The following is a 15425-nucleotide window of genomic DNA, read 5'->3' as shown; positions in this document are numbered from 1 at the left end:
CTTTGGAAAGGCTGCACGAAACGACGTTTCGTGAAGTCACTACAACTTTTGCTATCAAGGATGCTCATCCATGAAGCTGACTGTAGACTGAATTGAAAACCTGCTCTTTCCGTTGTAGACTGGGGAAGATAATGGGAATCACTTCACTGCCAAAATGACGAGTATCCCTGAGCACGGCTGGACAAAGAGACTTCCCGTTGCCGGTCAGAGAGCCGACCCATCCGGCGTACAGGGGGCTGGCACTTCGCTACAGTCATCACTCCTCTCTGGCATGTCAACCGTCACACCCAACGTCCGCTATGTCTCTCTGTTCGCTGCCGCTCAGTACTGGCGTCACGAAGCCAGCCAGCGCGGGCTCAGGATAATAGACTACAGAAAGCTCCTTCGGCGACTTGAAGCCTTGATTGCCCTTTCCTGTGTTCGTCACCACGATATTTCAAGCGAGGTCCCCCGCGGCGTAGTGGGCAGGACTTTCGCTGATTCTGAAACGTCTCGGGAATACTTGATGCTCGATACTGGGTTAAGCAACCCGCCCTACAACATCTACCGAGGCACTCTGAAAGACTTGGGACTGTTCGACTTGAGCAAGCCAGATGATCCACTGTTTGAAGGCGCTATCCCGCTTGGACAGGCATGGGATGCTTCAGCCGGCGGTTGGCTTGGCGATCAGATCAGGGCAGGCTCGCTACCAGAAAGCGTACGCCGCGATGACGTTGACTCTATCAGCAGCGCTTTCTGTCTATGCAGGGTACCGGACGCATCGGAAGAGCAAACCTTGTTGGTAGACCTGCTATTCGGGCTGCGTAACCCTGCAGAGGAGCCGAACTTCGACGGCGATACCTGGAACTATTACGGAGCGCGTGTTGCCTCGTGGCGACTGCTGCTAGAAGTGATTGAGCATAGCCCCGGACGAAGACTAACCACTCACTACCTCATGGGTAGGCTACTAGAGCCTGATCTACTGGGGGTGCCACTTGGTCAAACCCTCCGAGACACCCTATTTCTGTGGCGGTGGGTGGCCGCCCGCTCTCTCATTGAACTAGGCTGGACCTTGGCGTTCAATCAGTCATTTGACATCGTCCGGTCGACAGTCGACGGCCTCAGCCATGTTGATCTGGCCGAATCCGTCAGAGAACAGTGCCAAGAGGAATGCGGCCGCGACGACCTCGCGGCCTTGGCTGCCGAAGCCAGGGCCAACTGCGGCTCAGAGAATTGGATCGCTGAGAGTTTTGAGGCTGAGACGCAGAGGAGCTGCGTGTTGCTGATGATCTGCGGCGCATACGCGAGCGGTGAGGACTTGGATCGGTCTGGTCTCAAGGTGCACTCTGTGGTCGACTCCGAGGGCGACATCCCTTTCAGATCACAGCGGGAAAGAATTGCCAAGGGTATACTCAGCAACACGCTGGCAGCAGAGTACTGGTCAGAGACCGCCTGTGAAGCTCTGGTGCAGCATACTCGCATAGTTCTGCGCAAGATGGCCCAAGGCAATCCAGACACACAGCATGTCGAATACGAAGACGGGCGCTGGCACGTGCCTCCGGGGAGAGACATCTGGAATCCCAGACCATCCAGCGGGTTCAGCAGATTGGATATAGCCCTAGGCTGGCTGCGCCAACTTCGCATGGCCAGCGTAGACAATAATGGCTCATGGCGGCTCACAGAATATGGTCAGGCTACACGCAGACGCTGCGCAGAGGTATACAGATCATGGGCGTGAACCTGCTGGAGGAAATTGACCGCCTGGCGACATCCGAGAACCGAATGTATGGTTTCCGGGTGGCTTTCTTCCTGACCTACACTCTCAACCTGCAGTTCTTCGAACGGCTCGTCCTGCCCAAGCTAAGACGCGTTGGTGTATCCCACATAGGGATACTGGCGGACCGGCGAGCCTACCAGGCCTCTATGTCAGATCCATGGCAACTTGAACAGTGCGGCAGGAGCTACGTACTGGGCTATTCTCCTTCGCTGAGGACTCTGCAACACGGGAAGCTCCTTTGGCTGCATGGAGACCGAGATTTGGTCTTCTGCGGCTCGCACAACCTCACCAGGTCCGGTTTCAACGATCAACTGGAAACCACGGCTTGGCTGGATTCTGGCTATCCGGATCAAGTACCTGCTCTCAAGACAGCCCACAGCGCCGTTTCAGCACTTGTCAGAGGTTCAGAGCAGTTGTCCCACATATGGAGCCTCGTTCCCGAGCCCATTGGTGCGAGCACCCAACAGAGTGTCCATTTCTTGTGGTCTGGACATGAAAGCCTGCTTCATCAACTCAGTCTGATTGTTGGCGATGCCCACTATATCCGCGTGGTGACTCCATTTCTGGATGCGAGCGCATTGGGCGAACTCGCAGCCTCGCTTTCAGCCAAGGAGGTAATGCTTGACTTGCCTTTTGATGGGGCAGACACGCCGCTCAAAGATGCTCTTGAGGCCGTTCCTGGCCTGACACCGCGCACCTTGGTCGAGCCCAGTCGGCTCCATGGCAAAGCGTACGAATTCGAATCCAAGGACCTGCGCTGGTTGGCTATCGGTTCGGCCAACTGCACACGCTCAGGGCTTGTCAAAGGAGTTTCTGAAGGAGGCAATTCGGAGTTCCTGATAGCCTTCCCGACGGGACCACTTCAAGATGACCAAGTAGAGTTCCGACTAGTGGAAGACGCTGCCAAGTTCCCTGGAACCGGCAGGCGCTGGGACGAGGCTGACATGACCCAGAGCAGCGGCGTTGCGTATCTCAGCGCGACCTACGAGAACCAGGTGCTTTCGGTTGCATGGGAGTGTGACGGCAGGCTAGTTACACCACGGGTGATCGTTGGTGAGAATGAATTCGAATTGGGGGAGTCCCCTTCGAAGGTGGTACTCGAACACGAACCACCTCACATTGTTGTCCTTACAGGTGATCTGGGTGACAAGAAGGTATTCGCCAAAGCATGGGTTGTCTTCCCCGAGGAACTGGCTTTACATGCATCAGGTATCAATGTAGCGCGGCGTCGTTCCTACATAGAGTCCAGAGATCCCGTGCAACAAGCCTTGGGAATCGAGTTTGAGATCTTTCAACTTGTGCGTATGTTGAGAATGCCAGTTACAGAATCGGGTGAAGCAACAGCCAGCCCGGGCCGTAAACTCAAGAAAGAGGAAGTCGATGAGGCCATAGGGATTTTCGAATTCTCTCCTAATCCCGAGGAGATTGTGCGCCGAGCGACGTCCCTAATTCTTGGGGATCATCTCACGGACCCAATCGCCACCATTCGTGGACTCATAGCGAGAATCACGGGCCCCCCGCCAACTGACCGCGAGAGCGACGTAGAGACTGTGTTAGAACATGCTTCCCGCCAAGAGCGGGCAATCCGCCGCATCTCAGACCGATTGATATACCATCTCCGGTATTTGGCTGGGATCGACAGGCATGAGTGGGATGTCATACCTAGGGAACGAATTGAGCCGTGCCTCCAGGTAACGTTTGAGGTGGCAGTGCTCCTCTGGTGGAAGATAGTCCGCCGTGAGCGAGAGGATTCTGAGCAGTTCACGCAAGCGATGTTGTACCTCCTCAAGGCGTTGGCCGATAGCAGATACGGGATCGACATCTGCAAACAGGCGGCAATCGCTGGTCCGCTTATGCTGGCAATAGGCGCTTCTGCTGAAGGTACGATAGGTGATCACGAGCAGAAGTTGCTGCGAAGGTACATGGGCCGATTGATTCCTGCCAATTATCGACAGATTGCTGGACAGTGGCTCGGGGTTTCCCCCATACGTGCGGCAATGGTACTGAGGGTTGAAGGTGAAGGCGACGTATCAACCGCTCTTGAAGCCCGCCTAAGGCCGGTCTATCGTTTGATGGGTCTGGCCGATGAGCAACTGTTGCGGAGGCAAGACTACAAGTGGGGAGTGTTACTGAAGCTCATCGAAGCCAAGACTTTGAGAGACCCCTCTGCAGAATCGCTGTTGAAGGAGGCAGAGTCCAGATTCAAGGGACATCCGGTATGGCAGAAGTGCGTTGAGTACTTGCAGACCGAACGCATTCCCCCAATGCTCAGAGTTGCCAGCCCAACCTGCGGCAAATGCTTCACGGCTTTGCCAAAAGGACCAGAGCGCGAGCTGAAACGGGGCGAGGCTGTAGTCTGCCCGAACTGCGGCGTCATACTGATGTTCGGGAAAATGCCTGAGACGCCTCCCAACTAGCACCCCGTCGGAACTGGAGAAGGCCGTATTGTCGCGCAACTAATTGTGGACCGACTGCCAGTCAATCTTGACTTCGACTTCACACTCACTTTTGTACAGATCGTTGCGTCACACAATGGCTTGGAATGTTCAGTAGGTAACCAAAGCTTGTTTTGTTCAACGGGGCACAGCCAGATAGTGGAACGGAGGTCATCTTGCTCAGCGAAACGCGAACACTGCCTTGAAGACCACGTTCCCAGTTCTATCTATTGACACGCACGGTTCACCATTCAGGATAAAAGGTAAAACCAGGGCTTTTGAGAAGACCTTTGCGTTAACACACTGAGAATATGGTTAGAGTTCTGTAAGGCGGCCAAGTGCTCCCTGCCCTTATTCTTCCTATGCCCTAGTCCTCCGCTTGGCTAGCTGCCACTTGGCCAGCAGACAGCCTTTGCCCACACCAGAGGCTGGACAGGTTAGGCACCTTAGATGGCTAAACCTACACAGCATCTGCGTATGGTTCTCTGTCTCGTATCTGAGGAGGGCATTCCTCAAAACGTTACCGGCCACCGTCCCTTCCGCCATGATGCCCTTTCCTGATGGCGCCATTGCACGCAACTCGTTGACAACATCAGGCAATACAGCCAGGACACGATCGATGTCTCTCTCAGCGGTCTCCCGTCCCAGGCTAAGCCTTATCGAGCCGCGGGCTTGCTCGTGGGAGAGCCCCAGTGCCAACAGCACATGGGATGGTTTCGAGCTGCTGGAACTGCAGGCGGACCCGGTAGAGACGCAGATCCCTCGCGCGTTGAGGTTCAGAAGCATGTGCTCACCTTCCACACCATCAACACTCATGTTGACATTGTTGAGCAGCCTTCGCGTGGGATGACCATTGAGGTGAACATGCTCAATTCGCCCCATAAGGCCGTTTGTCAGTTTGTCGCGGAGAACAGTCAGGCGTTTCGCTTCTTTTCCCGACTCTCGTTGTGCCATCTCCGCCGCTTTGCTGAAGCCCACAATTCCGGGGACATTCTCAGTGCTGGCCCGGCGTCCTTTTTCCTGCTCGCCGCCATGCACGAAGGAGACTATTCTCGTTCCCTTCCTCACGTAAAGTGCTCCAACACCTTTTGGACCACCAAGTTTGTGGGCTGACATTGCCAGCATATCTACGCCCAGATCGTCCACTTTCACCGGTATGTGCCCCGCCGTCTGCACCGCGTCGGTATGAAAACTGATGCCGGCTTCCCTGGCAATCTTGCCAATTTCAGCAATAGGCTCTACCGTGCCTACTTCATTGTTGGCGTGCATCACCGATATAAGGAGGGTTTTCTCGGTGATGGCTCTCTTTACATCATCGGGGTCAACCAAGCCATAACCATCCACTGGGAGGTAGGTAACACTGAACCCCAGCCGTTCCAGGAACTTGCACGTTTCCAGAACCGCGTGGTGCTCAATGGAGCTGGTAATGATGTGATTCTTCTTGCTGTCATTGGCATAGGCCATTCCCTTCAGGGCGAAATTGTCTGCCTCTGTCCCACCACCGGTGAAAACGATCTCCTCGCTGCTGGCACCGATCATGGAAGCCACTTTGTCTCGTGACTCCTCTACGGCGACCCTGGCCTCCTGTCCTATGGAATGCATGCTGGAGGGGTTGCCAAAGAAGTCCCTCAGGTAGGGGCGCATCGCCTTCGAGACATCGGGGTGCGTGGGCGTGGTGGCAGCATAATCAAGGTATATCCTTCTCATTCCTTAGCCTTTCACAACGTCACCGACGGACGGGTCAACGCTTGTCCTTGCCTGCTCGCTTGGCCTGCCTCTTCGGTTTGATGGCCTCGACCTTCACGCTCACTACGGAGCTTGCCAGGTCTTGCAGTGTCTCGGTGGTCAACTGCAGGTCATTCATAAGCGCCTTCGCCGTCTCATCGTTGGCCATGAGTTCAACGGGGAATGATGTCTGCTCAACCACTCTCACGCCCTTGAGTCCTGCTTTTCTCATGGCCTCCAGGTAACCGTCCCGCAACATCGCCCCTGAGATACAGCCAACATATGCCTCAATGGAACCCTTGATGGCCTTGGGAAGTTCTTTCAGCAGAACCAGATCCGAGATCATCAGTCGGCCGCCAGGTTTCAAAACCCGGTACGCCTCGCTAAAGACCCTCTTTTTATCTTGCGACAGGTTGATGACGCAGTTGGATATGACCGCGTCCACCGAGTTGTCGGCGGCGGGCAGGTTCTCGATCTCTCCGAGGCGGAATTCGACGTTGGCATAGCCACCCTGCCTGGCATTCTCTCTGGCCTTGTCGATCATTTCGGGGGTCATGTCCACCCCGATGACCTTCCCCTTATTGCCCACTTTCTTGGCCGCCAGAAAACAGTCAAACCCGGCACCTGCCCCGAGGTCCAGTACCACCTCGCCCTCTTTCAGGGAAGCTAGCGCCACCGGATTCCCGCAGCCGAGACCTAGGTTGGCGCCTTCGGGAACTGCGCATATTTCTTGATCGCTGTATCCGATGGCTTTGCTGATGTTCTGGGCCAAATTGGTGCCCCCACAGCACGGACTCGCGGCGACGCAGCCACAACCACCACCCTGCTTGGCAGCTCTGGCATAACGTTGCCTGACCGCCTTCTTGATCTCTTGCTCTTTCATCTCAACACCTCGCTCCATTTTAGAAGATCTCCTTCATTACCGGCCCCAGCATGCCTTTCACCATGTCGGCCAGAGCCTCTACCTTGATCATGGCAAGGCAACATATTTTGCCCTCCTGCCGCATGGCTATTATGGCCAGCTTATCGCCCGCCTTAATGCCAGCTTTCTCCCTGATATCCTTGGGCAGCACCATCTGACCCCGCTCATCCACGCTTACCACCGCCTCGACATTGCAGCAGCTAGACCCCTCGCCTGTCGGAGTTTCGCAACAAGTCCCCTTTGTATCCTTTGCCATATTCACACCTCTTTTCTACAGTTCAGCTAGTGCCCAATGCATTCAAAGCTGCTGATTAATCAGAATATGCTGATTTATTAGCATTGTCAAGCCCACAACACCATCCCTAATCCGTGGATTACTTCGCGTTAATGTCATTCCCACGAACGTGGGAATCCAGGTGGAGGCCAAGGGGTATGGTACTACTTCTCTGGAATCCTGCCCACGTTGAGAATCCACGGATTGGGGACCATGGGTTAAGTTAAATCTTGGTTGGTTTTGAATAAACCTGCTTCTTGCTATAGGGTCTCCACCAACCCATAGTTTGCCTAACTGAGATACCACTACTGACCCTTACCTCGGCGGGCCCTGGGGGGCTGTCCTGTTATCCTTAGCCATTCAAGGGCTTCAGGGGCTTCTTCCCAGAATTGCCCCCAGTGTTTCCAGTGGTAGTAAGCCTCATCAGCACCGCCTAGGGTAACAAAACCTGGCCGCGCTGTCCTGGGCAGGTGGTGTCTTGTCTTCAAGAGCTCCCTCCTCACCAGGGGCAGGTATTCCACAGCTTCCTTGAGCGCTATGGTTGCTTCTCGTCGTCGTCCCAGCTTGAAAAGAGCCAGGGCTCGCCCATAGAGAGTCTCAGACATCACATCATCAGGGTACTGCTCAGTGATCTTGAGAGCGTCCTCCAGTCTGCCCAGCTTGAACAATGCCTCTTCGGCCATCGCTCGAACCCCCTGATTATCATCTGGGTTCAAGGAGAGTAGCTCCTGGAACAGCCTCAGGGCCTCTTCTACCTCTTCCTCCTCATATCTGGCCAGGGCCAATCCATGAAGGCATCGGAGAAATGGCCTGTTCTCCAGCCAGCCCCATTCAAGCCGGTCTCTTCCTGGCTTGAAATCCTGAGGGAATGCCTTTCGCCCGATGCGGACAGCCTGATCCCAGAGGTCATGAGCCTGGTCGGGGTGATTCCCCTCTGATAGCACCATTGCCAGATGATGGATTGCATCCAGATGGTCAGGCATCCGGGCAAGTACCTGTCTGAAGGCTCTCTCGGCTGCGGCGAGATCGCCTTGCTCATAAATCTCGCACCCGGCGTTGAATTCGTCCATTAGATTGTCATATATATCTGGATAGACGAACTCCCACTCGTGTGGAGCCACTCGAGTCAGCTTTAGCATGAGCCACCCCCTCTATGGTCAATCCCATCGAAAGAACCGTATCGTCACGCCGAGGCAAACAACTACCCACCCCGCCATTATGGCGATATCCGTCGTCATCGAGTGTAATGGAGTGCCTGATATCATGATTTGCCTCAGGGCATCAGAGAGATAGGTCAATGGTAGAATCTTTACCACAGGTTGGATGAAGGAGGGCATACTGGTCACTGCAAAGAAAGTGCCGGAGAGGAACATCATTGGCATCGTGATGACATTGATGATGGGTATTGCGGCTTCCTCCGTCTTCACAAGCGCCGCCATCAGGTAACCCAGGCTGGTAAAGACGAGGGCTCCAAGAATCACGATTCCGCAAAAACTGAACCAGTTGCCGACCATCTGTACATTAAAGGCAAGTTGGCCCACCAGAACGATCAGTGCCGCTGTAAGAAGAACCAGTATCATGCGGAAGGTCAGATCACCAAGAACCAGTGTTGAGCGCCGCAAGGGAGTGGATCCCAGACGCTTGATGATATGCGCCTGCCTTTGCTGGATGATCGGCATGGCGCCATAGACACCGGTGAACATCAGGGACATGCCCAATATGCCCGGTACCAGGTAGTCGATGTACCTCAACTGATGCGTTTGAGTGCTGTTCGGATCCATACCGAGAAGTGGGGAGCTTTTGTGCAGTTGCTGGTCCATCCCGTCGATTACCTGACTCAGGATGGGAATCAGGGTCTGCTGATTGGCGGCTAGGCTGGGGTCGTAGTAAACCTGAATATTTGCAGGTTGCCCCTGACTTAATAAGGAGATGTCCATGTTCTCCGGGATGACTATCACTGCATCGAGGTCACCCTTTTTGAGTGACTGCATCAGCTCGTCCAGCACCCCTTCCTGGATCTCAAATACCTTCTGGTTCTTATCTATAGTTACATTGTCCAGGCTTAGTGTCAGGATAGCGGTGATTTGGGGGGAACCCTGATCAACCAGCCCCACTTTGAAGGTTTGTGTGCCTGCATTGCTGAAGGCCCAACCGAAAAGCAAGATGAATATGATCGGGAAGATGAAGGTGAAAAACAGGGCACCCCTGTCCCTGATGAACTGCCTGAGGTGCGCTACGAATACGCTTGCGAAAGCTCTCAATCCCTTATCCTCTTCCCGGTCAATTTGAGAAAGACGTCCTCAAGCGTAGCTTGCCGGACGAAAAGCTCGGACAGCTCCGATGACTTCGCTGAAGCCAGGTCAAGCAGTGCAGATATAGCGGAGGGAATGTTGCTTGTGTAAAGGATGATCTCGTCCCCCTCCTTGACTGCTTTGGTTACACCCGTAAGGTTGGTCAGGGCTTCCTCGCCAGGATAGTTCGTCATCTTGAACTGAATGGCGCTCTCCTTAATGTACTGTGCAATCATGCGTTGAGGACTATCCAGGGCGATTATATGTCCGTGATCCATGATGGCAACCCTGTCACAGAGTCGCTCTGCTTCCTCCATATAGTGTGTGGTCAGAAAAACTGTTTTCCCTGTCCTGTGGAAATTCTCGACAACTTCCCACATAGCGCGGCGTGCCTGAGGATCCAATCCCGTGGTCGGCTCATCCAGGAAGATAACATCCGGATCATTGACAAAGGCCAAAGCTACCGACAGCCGCTGCTGCTGACCACCTGAAAGGTTCTGGTAGAGAACCCCCCGGCTTTCTTCGAGAGCAGCTAGTTTGATGATGTCTGACGCAGGAATGGATTTCTTATACAGGCTGCGGAAAAAGTTGATGGTTTCCTGGACCGTCAACTTCGGGAAGAGCGCAGGCTGTTGTGATTGTACCCCTATGCGTTCTTTTATGGCACGGACGTCTCTGGAAACATCCATGCCAAGCAGTTTTACCATGCCACTGTCAGCAGTGCGCAGCCCTTCGATTATCTCTACCGTCGTGGTCTTCCCGGCACCATTCGGGCCGAGCATGCCGAAGACCTCTCCCTTGGTTACGCTGAGGCTGATTGCGTTCACAGCCTTGACGTCTCCATAGGCCTTAACGAGATTGCTGATTTCGACTACTGTTTCAGGCGTGACAGTCATTACTTGATCAATAATTTACCGCAATGTTACCACAACGTCAATGATCACCAAGGTCGGTCTGAGGCTCTGGCCACATACTCCGTCCCAACGCGATTACATAATTGTACTGTACTTCAGAAACAACTGCGAGATTTCTTCGCTCAGCTGATTCCTGAGGGGCCATAGGCTGATCTGATACTCGCATTTCCTGCGGCCACTCTGTCCCTGATCGAGACTCCTTGTCAGTTACCCAGCCAGCTGACATCGCTGCCCTCGTGCCAGGCAGCATGCTATAATCGGGCTGGGGCTGGATTCCAGGCGGGACAAGAGACACTCCATTTTCAAATCGCAATGCTGGTAGGCTATAGGAGGATTACCATGGCAGATCGGCTGAAGAGACGCCAAACCGATCGAAGGACGAGAGCAGAGGAAGCACTTCGGCGATCAGCAGAGAAACTCGCATCCATGATGGAAGGAGCAAGCGAGGAGGTTCTTCGCACCGACAGGCGTGGCGCAGTCACCCAGGTGAGCAAGAACGTGAAGGACATTTTGGGCTATGAAGCACACGAGTTGGTTGGACAGAGTATTACCGAGCTCGCCCTTGTAAAACCTGATGGCCTACAGGAGATACGTCGGATGTTCGCCACGACACCGCAACAAGAGAGTGGGCTGTGGGCAGAAGTGGAAGCTGTTCGCAAGAATCGCACCACACTTGCGGCCATGTTGACAGTCAGGCCTAACAGGAGCCTTCACAGGCTGGAAGGTATCTTGTACGTTTTGAGAGCTGTCGCCGAGCGAGAGCGTGTGGAGAAGGAACTGCGAGCCAGAGAAGCGCACTACCGCCTCCTGGCTGACAACGTGACAGACATCATCTGGACTATGGAGAATAGGGATGGTAAATGGGGCTTCACTTACCTCAGTCCCTCAGTCAAGCGTGTGCTTGGCTTCACCTTGGAGGAGGCTGTAGCAATAGACCCGGCGAGGGGTATTACGCGAGCCTCCTGGGAGCTTGCCAGGAAGATTGACGCAGAAAGACGGGCCAAAGAGAGTATAGGGGATAAGACCGGTGCTGCTCCGATCACGATTGAGGCGGAGGTGTACCGTAAAGATGGCTCAACAACCTGGGCCGAGACAGCGGTGACTCTGCTGCTGGATGCAGGAGGCAAAACGGCTGGCCTGCTGGGGGTCACCCGCGATATCAGCGAGCGCAAGAAATCCGAAGAGAAACTGCAGGAGCTTTACAAGCAGGAGAAGGAGTTGCGTCAGCAGATTGAGACCGAGATGAATAGGAGAGTGGAGTTCACCAGAGCGTTGGCACACGAACTGAAGACGCCACTCACGCCAGTGCTTGCCTCTGTAGATTCCCTCCTCGCTGAAATCCGGGATGAGCGCCTGTTAAGCTTGGCGAGGAATATAAGTCGAGGCGCCAATAGCCTGAATAGCAGGATAGACGAGCTTCTTGACTTGGCAAGGGGTGAGGTGGGAATGCTACAACTGAATCCGGAACTCGTCGATCCTCTGCCACTCCTTCGAGAGGTAGGTGAGGGTTTCGCCCCAGTGGCTGCGAGCCATGGCCAGTCTCTAATTCTGGACCTGCCCTCTTCCGTCTGCATGGTTAGTGCTGACGTGTCACGGGTACAGCAGATACTTCTTAATCTCCTTGAGAATGCAGTCAAATTCACTCCCAGGGGCGGAAAGATCACCCTCAGGGCCAGGGAAAGAGAGAGCCTTCTGATTATTGAGGTCCAGGACACGGGTCGTGGCATGTCCGGAGAGGAACAGAAAGAGCTGTTTGAGCCCTATCATCGGCGGGTCAGCGACAGCAGGCGCTTCAGTGGATTGGGGCTTGGGCTTGCTTTGTGCAAGACACTGGTGGAACTGCATGGGGGGCAGATATGGGTGAGAAGCCAGGTGGGCAAGGGTTCAACCTTTGCCTTTTCTCTGTCCCTGGACAGTGGTGGGCGGGAGACAAGAGACTCTAATATGGCAACAAAACTGTGGAAGGTATTGATCATAGAAGATGAACAGGAAATCGTGGATTCGGTCTCGCTGGCCTTTCAGAAGGACTGGCCGGAGGCCAAGTTGATTTCAACGAGAATGGGGGAGGAAGGCATAGAGCTTGTGGAGACGGAGGAGCCAGATATCGTCATCCTCGATTTGGGTCTCCCTGACATAGATGGTCTGGAGGTCTTGAAATCGATTCGCCTTTTCTCCTCTGTGCCTGTCGTTGTCCTCACCGTAAGGGGTGAGGAAAGGGATGTGTCCAGGGGGCTTGATCGTGGCGCGAACGATTACATTACCAAACCATTCCGCAAGCTGGAACTACTGTCACGACTGAAGGCTCAGCTGCGCAAACAGGTGCATCCTGATGAAGAGGCGCCAATTGTCTGTGGGTCGCTGTGCCTTGACCCCTCAACCTACCAGCTTACCTATGGATCAAAAGAAATAAGTCTGACTGCTGTTGAAGGGCGCATCCTGGAAAATCTGATGAGGAATGCGGGTCATGTGACGACTTACTCTCGGCTTACAGAGGCAGTCTGGGGTGAGGACTGTCCTGGTGCTATTGAGAGTCTAAGGGTTTACATCGGCTACCTCCGGGCAAAGCTTGAGATTGACCCTAAGAAGCCAAAAGTTATCCGCACCAAGGCCGGTGTGGGGTATTCGCTGATCAACCCACTGTAAGGCAGCAAGAGCCTCGGGCGTTTTCTTACATCTTTCTTGTATCTTTCTTATTGTTTTCTTGCCACAACCCAGTACGCTGGTTGTGGCTAAGTTCACCCCCCAACGTGTCTTAGCGCAAATTATGCGCCTTGAGTGTTCGCATGGCGAAGTGTCTTGGACACTAGATGAAGGAGGGTTCATCAGAGTTATAATTTTCTCTTGCTATCCAACGGTCTTCTAACGTGAGTCAAGTACCTAAGCGAAGGAGGTAGAATGGCTGATGCTAGTTATGATGCGGTGATAATCGGTGGGGGTAACAAAGGGCTGCTGCTGGCGATGTACCTCATGAAATATGGTGGCATGAGCGTTGGTATTTTTGAGAGAAGGCATGAAATTGGCGGGTGCCTGGCCACCGAGGAGACCTCGGCTCCGGGCTTTCGTGGCAACACGCATGCCAATATAATTCTGCCGATGTATTATCTGCCCGTGTGGCGTGATTTTCCTGATTTCTGGGAGTACGGGGGCCGGTGGGACCAGCATCTCTGCAGTGATGGGTTCGTCTTCCGAAACAACGAGACCGCTCTCGGCATCTACAGCACGAAGTACGACCCGACGCAGGAACGGAGTGCCCAGCAGATTGCCCGCTTCTCCAAGAAGGATGCTGAGAGGTGGCTGAAGCTGTCGGCAATGGAACGGAGCAAGGAATACTGGAGAGTCCAGGCGGACATGCTCTACAATCCGGCGGAATTCAAGACGGCTCCTGAGGTTCTTAACAGGCAGATAGAGTTTTTCCCGAAGATGGTGGAGGCCGGATTCACCCCTGATTCGCTGGTGCTTACTGCCAGCAGCAAGCGTATGGTAGAGGAATGGTTTGAAAGCCCTGAGATGCAGTCCTGTATTCTAAGGTTTGCCGTTTCCTCAGTAAACGATATCAATGAACCTGGATTTGGGGCCTATGCCATGGGATTTGCCTCTTATCTTCCACTGGTAGGATTTACCCCGGGCGGGACGCACCAGATAGCCCATGCGGCGCACCAGATACTGGTGCAGATGGGCTGCAAGTTTTTTACCCATGCTGAGGTAGACAAGGTTGTCATTGAGAATGGCGCTGCCAAAGGCATTAAACTGATGGACGGCAGCCAGGTCAAGGCAAACAAGATCGTTGTCAGTGCTGGCATGACGCCACATCAACTCTGTTTTGACCTGATTGGCAGGGAGTACATTGACCCGATGCTGGCCAAGCGGGTGGAGCTCATTGAGAAGTCATTTGGGTGTCTGATGTGGTATATTTTTGCTGTTCACCAGGCTCCGAAGTACAAGGCGGAGGCCTTCAATCCGGACATTCATGAGTGTGAATGGCTGGGGATGCAGCCGGACCCCAGCCCTGACCACATCGCCAGAGAGTGCATGTACATGAAGCTGGGGAAATGGCCACCCCTTGAGGACTATGCTCCTACTGTAGGTTGCCATAGTCTGGCTGATCCTGCCTATGCTCCTCCCGGGAAGCATGTTGTGCAGAACGAGCAACTGGGGCCGCCGGCCACTCGTCATACTGAGAAGGAATGGCTGGAGATCAAGGAGCGGTATGCGGATGAACTGATCCAGATATGGCAGCAGTATGCTCCCAATATGACCTGGGACAACGTTATTGGTGTTGACACCAACAGCCCGTATGACCACCTGCGCATGAAGAACCTGGCACCAACGGGCAACATTGCTGGCATAGACCGCAACTACTATCAGCTTGAAGGCAACAGGCCCACTCCGGAGTTGGCCAACCACCGGACCCCGATAAAGAACCTCTACGCCACCGGAGGGTGCTGGCACCTGGGCTCCAATGCTGGTGCAAGCGAGTCTTACAACTGCTACAAGATCATAGCCAAGGACCTGAATCTGGCCAAGCCGTGGGAGGAGTCGGACAAGAAGGAACCGGATTCGCTGGTAGAAGAGGTCTACAAGGTCAAGAAGAGAGTGCAGGATTCGGCCAAGCCCAAGAAGTACGGATAGGAAACCGATGTTGCGCAGTGCACACATATACCGAACTTAAGGAGGTAGAAATGGCACAGAAGTTCGACATAATAATCATCGGAGGTGGCCCCAACGGACTGGAGATCGGTGCCTACCTCGCCAAGGCAGGCCAGAAATGTTTGCTCCTGGAGAAGAGGTTCGAGGTCGGCGGAGGCCTGATGACAGAACAGGTGACCCTGCCGGATTTCTTCCACAACACCCACGCCATCTACCACATGATGGTGGATTACGCGCCGGTCTACCAGGACCTCAATTTCGATGAATACCTGGTCAAACACATTAAACCGGAGCTTCAGTGGGCCATGCCTCTGAAGGATGGCAAGTGCCTCTGCATCTATACAGATGTGGAGAAGACCTGTGCCTCTATAGCTAAGTTCTCCAAGAAAGATGCCGACAGCTATCGTCAGATGTACAAGCTGTTCGACGAGATGATGAAGAACATTGTCGGCCCGCAGACC

The 15425-nt window shown here is 54.0% G+C and carries 11 protein-coding genes; 5 read left to right on the top strand and 6 right to left on the bottom strand.

Annotated elements, in window-relative coordinates; translation table 11 throughout:
• Positions 1-271: 271 nt before the first annotated feature.
• Together NTZ04_01000 and NTZ04_00995 are read left to right on the top strand one after the other, a co-directional pair.
• Complete coding sequence (locus NTZ04_01000) at positions 272-1717, top strand: hypothetical protein (protein ID MCX5990901.1); 1446 nt, start codon at positions 272-274, stop codon at positions 1715-1717.
• Positions 1708-4173, top strand: a complete 2466-nt coding sequence (locus tag NTZ04_00995; protein ID MCX5990900.1) for a hypothetical protein — start codon at positions 1708-1710, stop codon at positions 4171-4173. The genes NTZ04_01000 and NTZ04_00995 overlap by 10 nt, the downstream gene beginning before the upstream one ends.
• 378 nt (positions 4174-4551) lie before the next feature.
• Here NTZ04_00995 and nifS read toward each other — a convergent pair whose 3' ends face one another.
• The 6 genes from nifS to NTZ04_00965 all read right to left on the bottom strand — a co-directional run bounded on the left by nifS (position 4552) and on the right by NTZ04_00965 (position 10299).
• A complete protein-coding gene (gene nifS, locus NTZ04_00990; protein ID MCX5990899.1) occupies positions 4552-5898 on the bottom strand; it encodes a cysteine desulfurase NifS in 1347 nt (448 codons plus the stop codon).
• Between the two features lie 34 nt (positions 5899-5932).
• Complete coding sequence (locus NTZ04_00985) at positions 5933-6817, bottom strand: arsenite methyltransferase (protein ID MCX5990898.1); 885 nt, start codon at positions 6815-6817, stop codon at positions 5933-5935.
• Position 6818: 1 nt separating this feature from the next.
• Entirely contained in the window at positions 6819-7094 is a 276-nt protein-coding gene (locus NTZ04_00980; protein ID MCX5990897.1) for an HgcAB-associated protein, read from the bottom strand.
• 323 nt (positions 7095-7417) lie between these two features.
• Positions 7418-8251 (bottom strand): tetratricopeptide repeat protein, encoded by an 834-nt coding sequence (locus NTZ04_00975; protein MCX5990896.1) that lies wholly within the window; start codon positions 8249-8251, stop codon positions 7418-7420.
• A gap of 18 nt (positions 8252-8269) precedes the next feature.
• Positions 8270-9373: an ABC transporter permease gene (locus tag NTZ04_00970; GenBank protein ID MCX5990895.1), complete on the bottom strand. Its 1104-nt coding sequence runs from the start codon at positions 9371-9373 to the stop codon at positions 8270-8272.
• Positions 9370-10299: an ABC transporter ATP-binding protein gene (locus tag NTZ04_00965; GenBank protein MCX5990894.1), complete on the bottom strand. Its 930-nt coding sequence runs from the start codon at positions 10297-10299 to the stop codon at positions 9370-9372. The genes NTZ04_00970 and NTZ04_00965 overlap by 4 nt, the downstream gene beginning before the upstream one ends.
• Positions 10300-10656: 357 nt before the next feature.
• Between NTZ04_00965 and NTZ04_00960 the strand changes: the two genes are divergently transcribed.
• The 3 genes from NTZ04_00960 to NTZ04_00950 all read left to right on the top strand — a co-directional run.
• A complete protein-coding gene (locus NTZ04_00960; GenBank protein MCX5990893.1) occupies positions 10657-12960 on the top strand; it encodes a PAS domain S-box protein in 2304 nt (767 codons plus the stop codon).
• 252 nt (positions 12961-13212) lie between these two features.
• Positions 13213-14946 carry an NAD(P)/FAD-dependent oxidoreductase gene (locus NTZ04_00955; protein ID MCX5990892.1) on the top strand — a complete coding sequence of 578 codons (1734 nt, stop codon included), beginning with the start codon at positions 13213-13215 and terminating at the stop codon, positions 14944-14946.
• Positions 14947-14996: 50 nt separating this feature from the next.
• Positions 14997-15425 (top strand): NAD(P)-binding protein (locus tag NTZ04_00950; protein ID MCX5990891.1); only part of this gene is annotated, 429 nt, incomplete at its 3' end.

Source organism: Chloroflexota bacterium, from assembly GCA_026389585.1.
GTDB lineage: Bacteria > Chloroflexota > Dehalococcoidia > UBA2247 > RBG-13-53-26 > JAPLHP01.
This window is presented reverse-complemented; position numbering and strand designations above follow the sequence as displayed.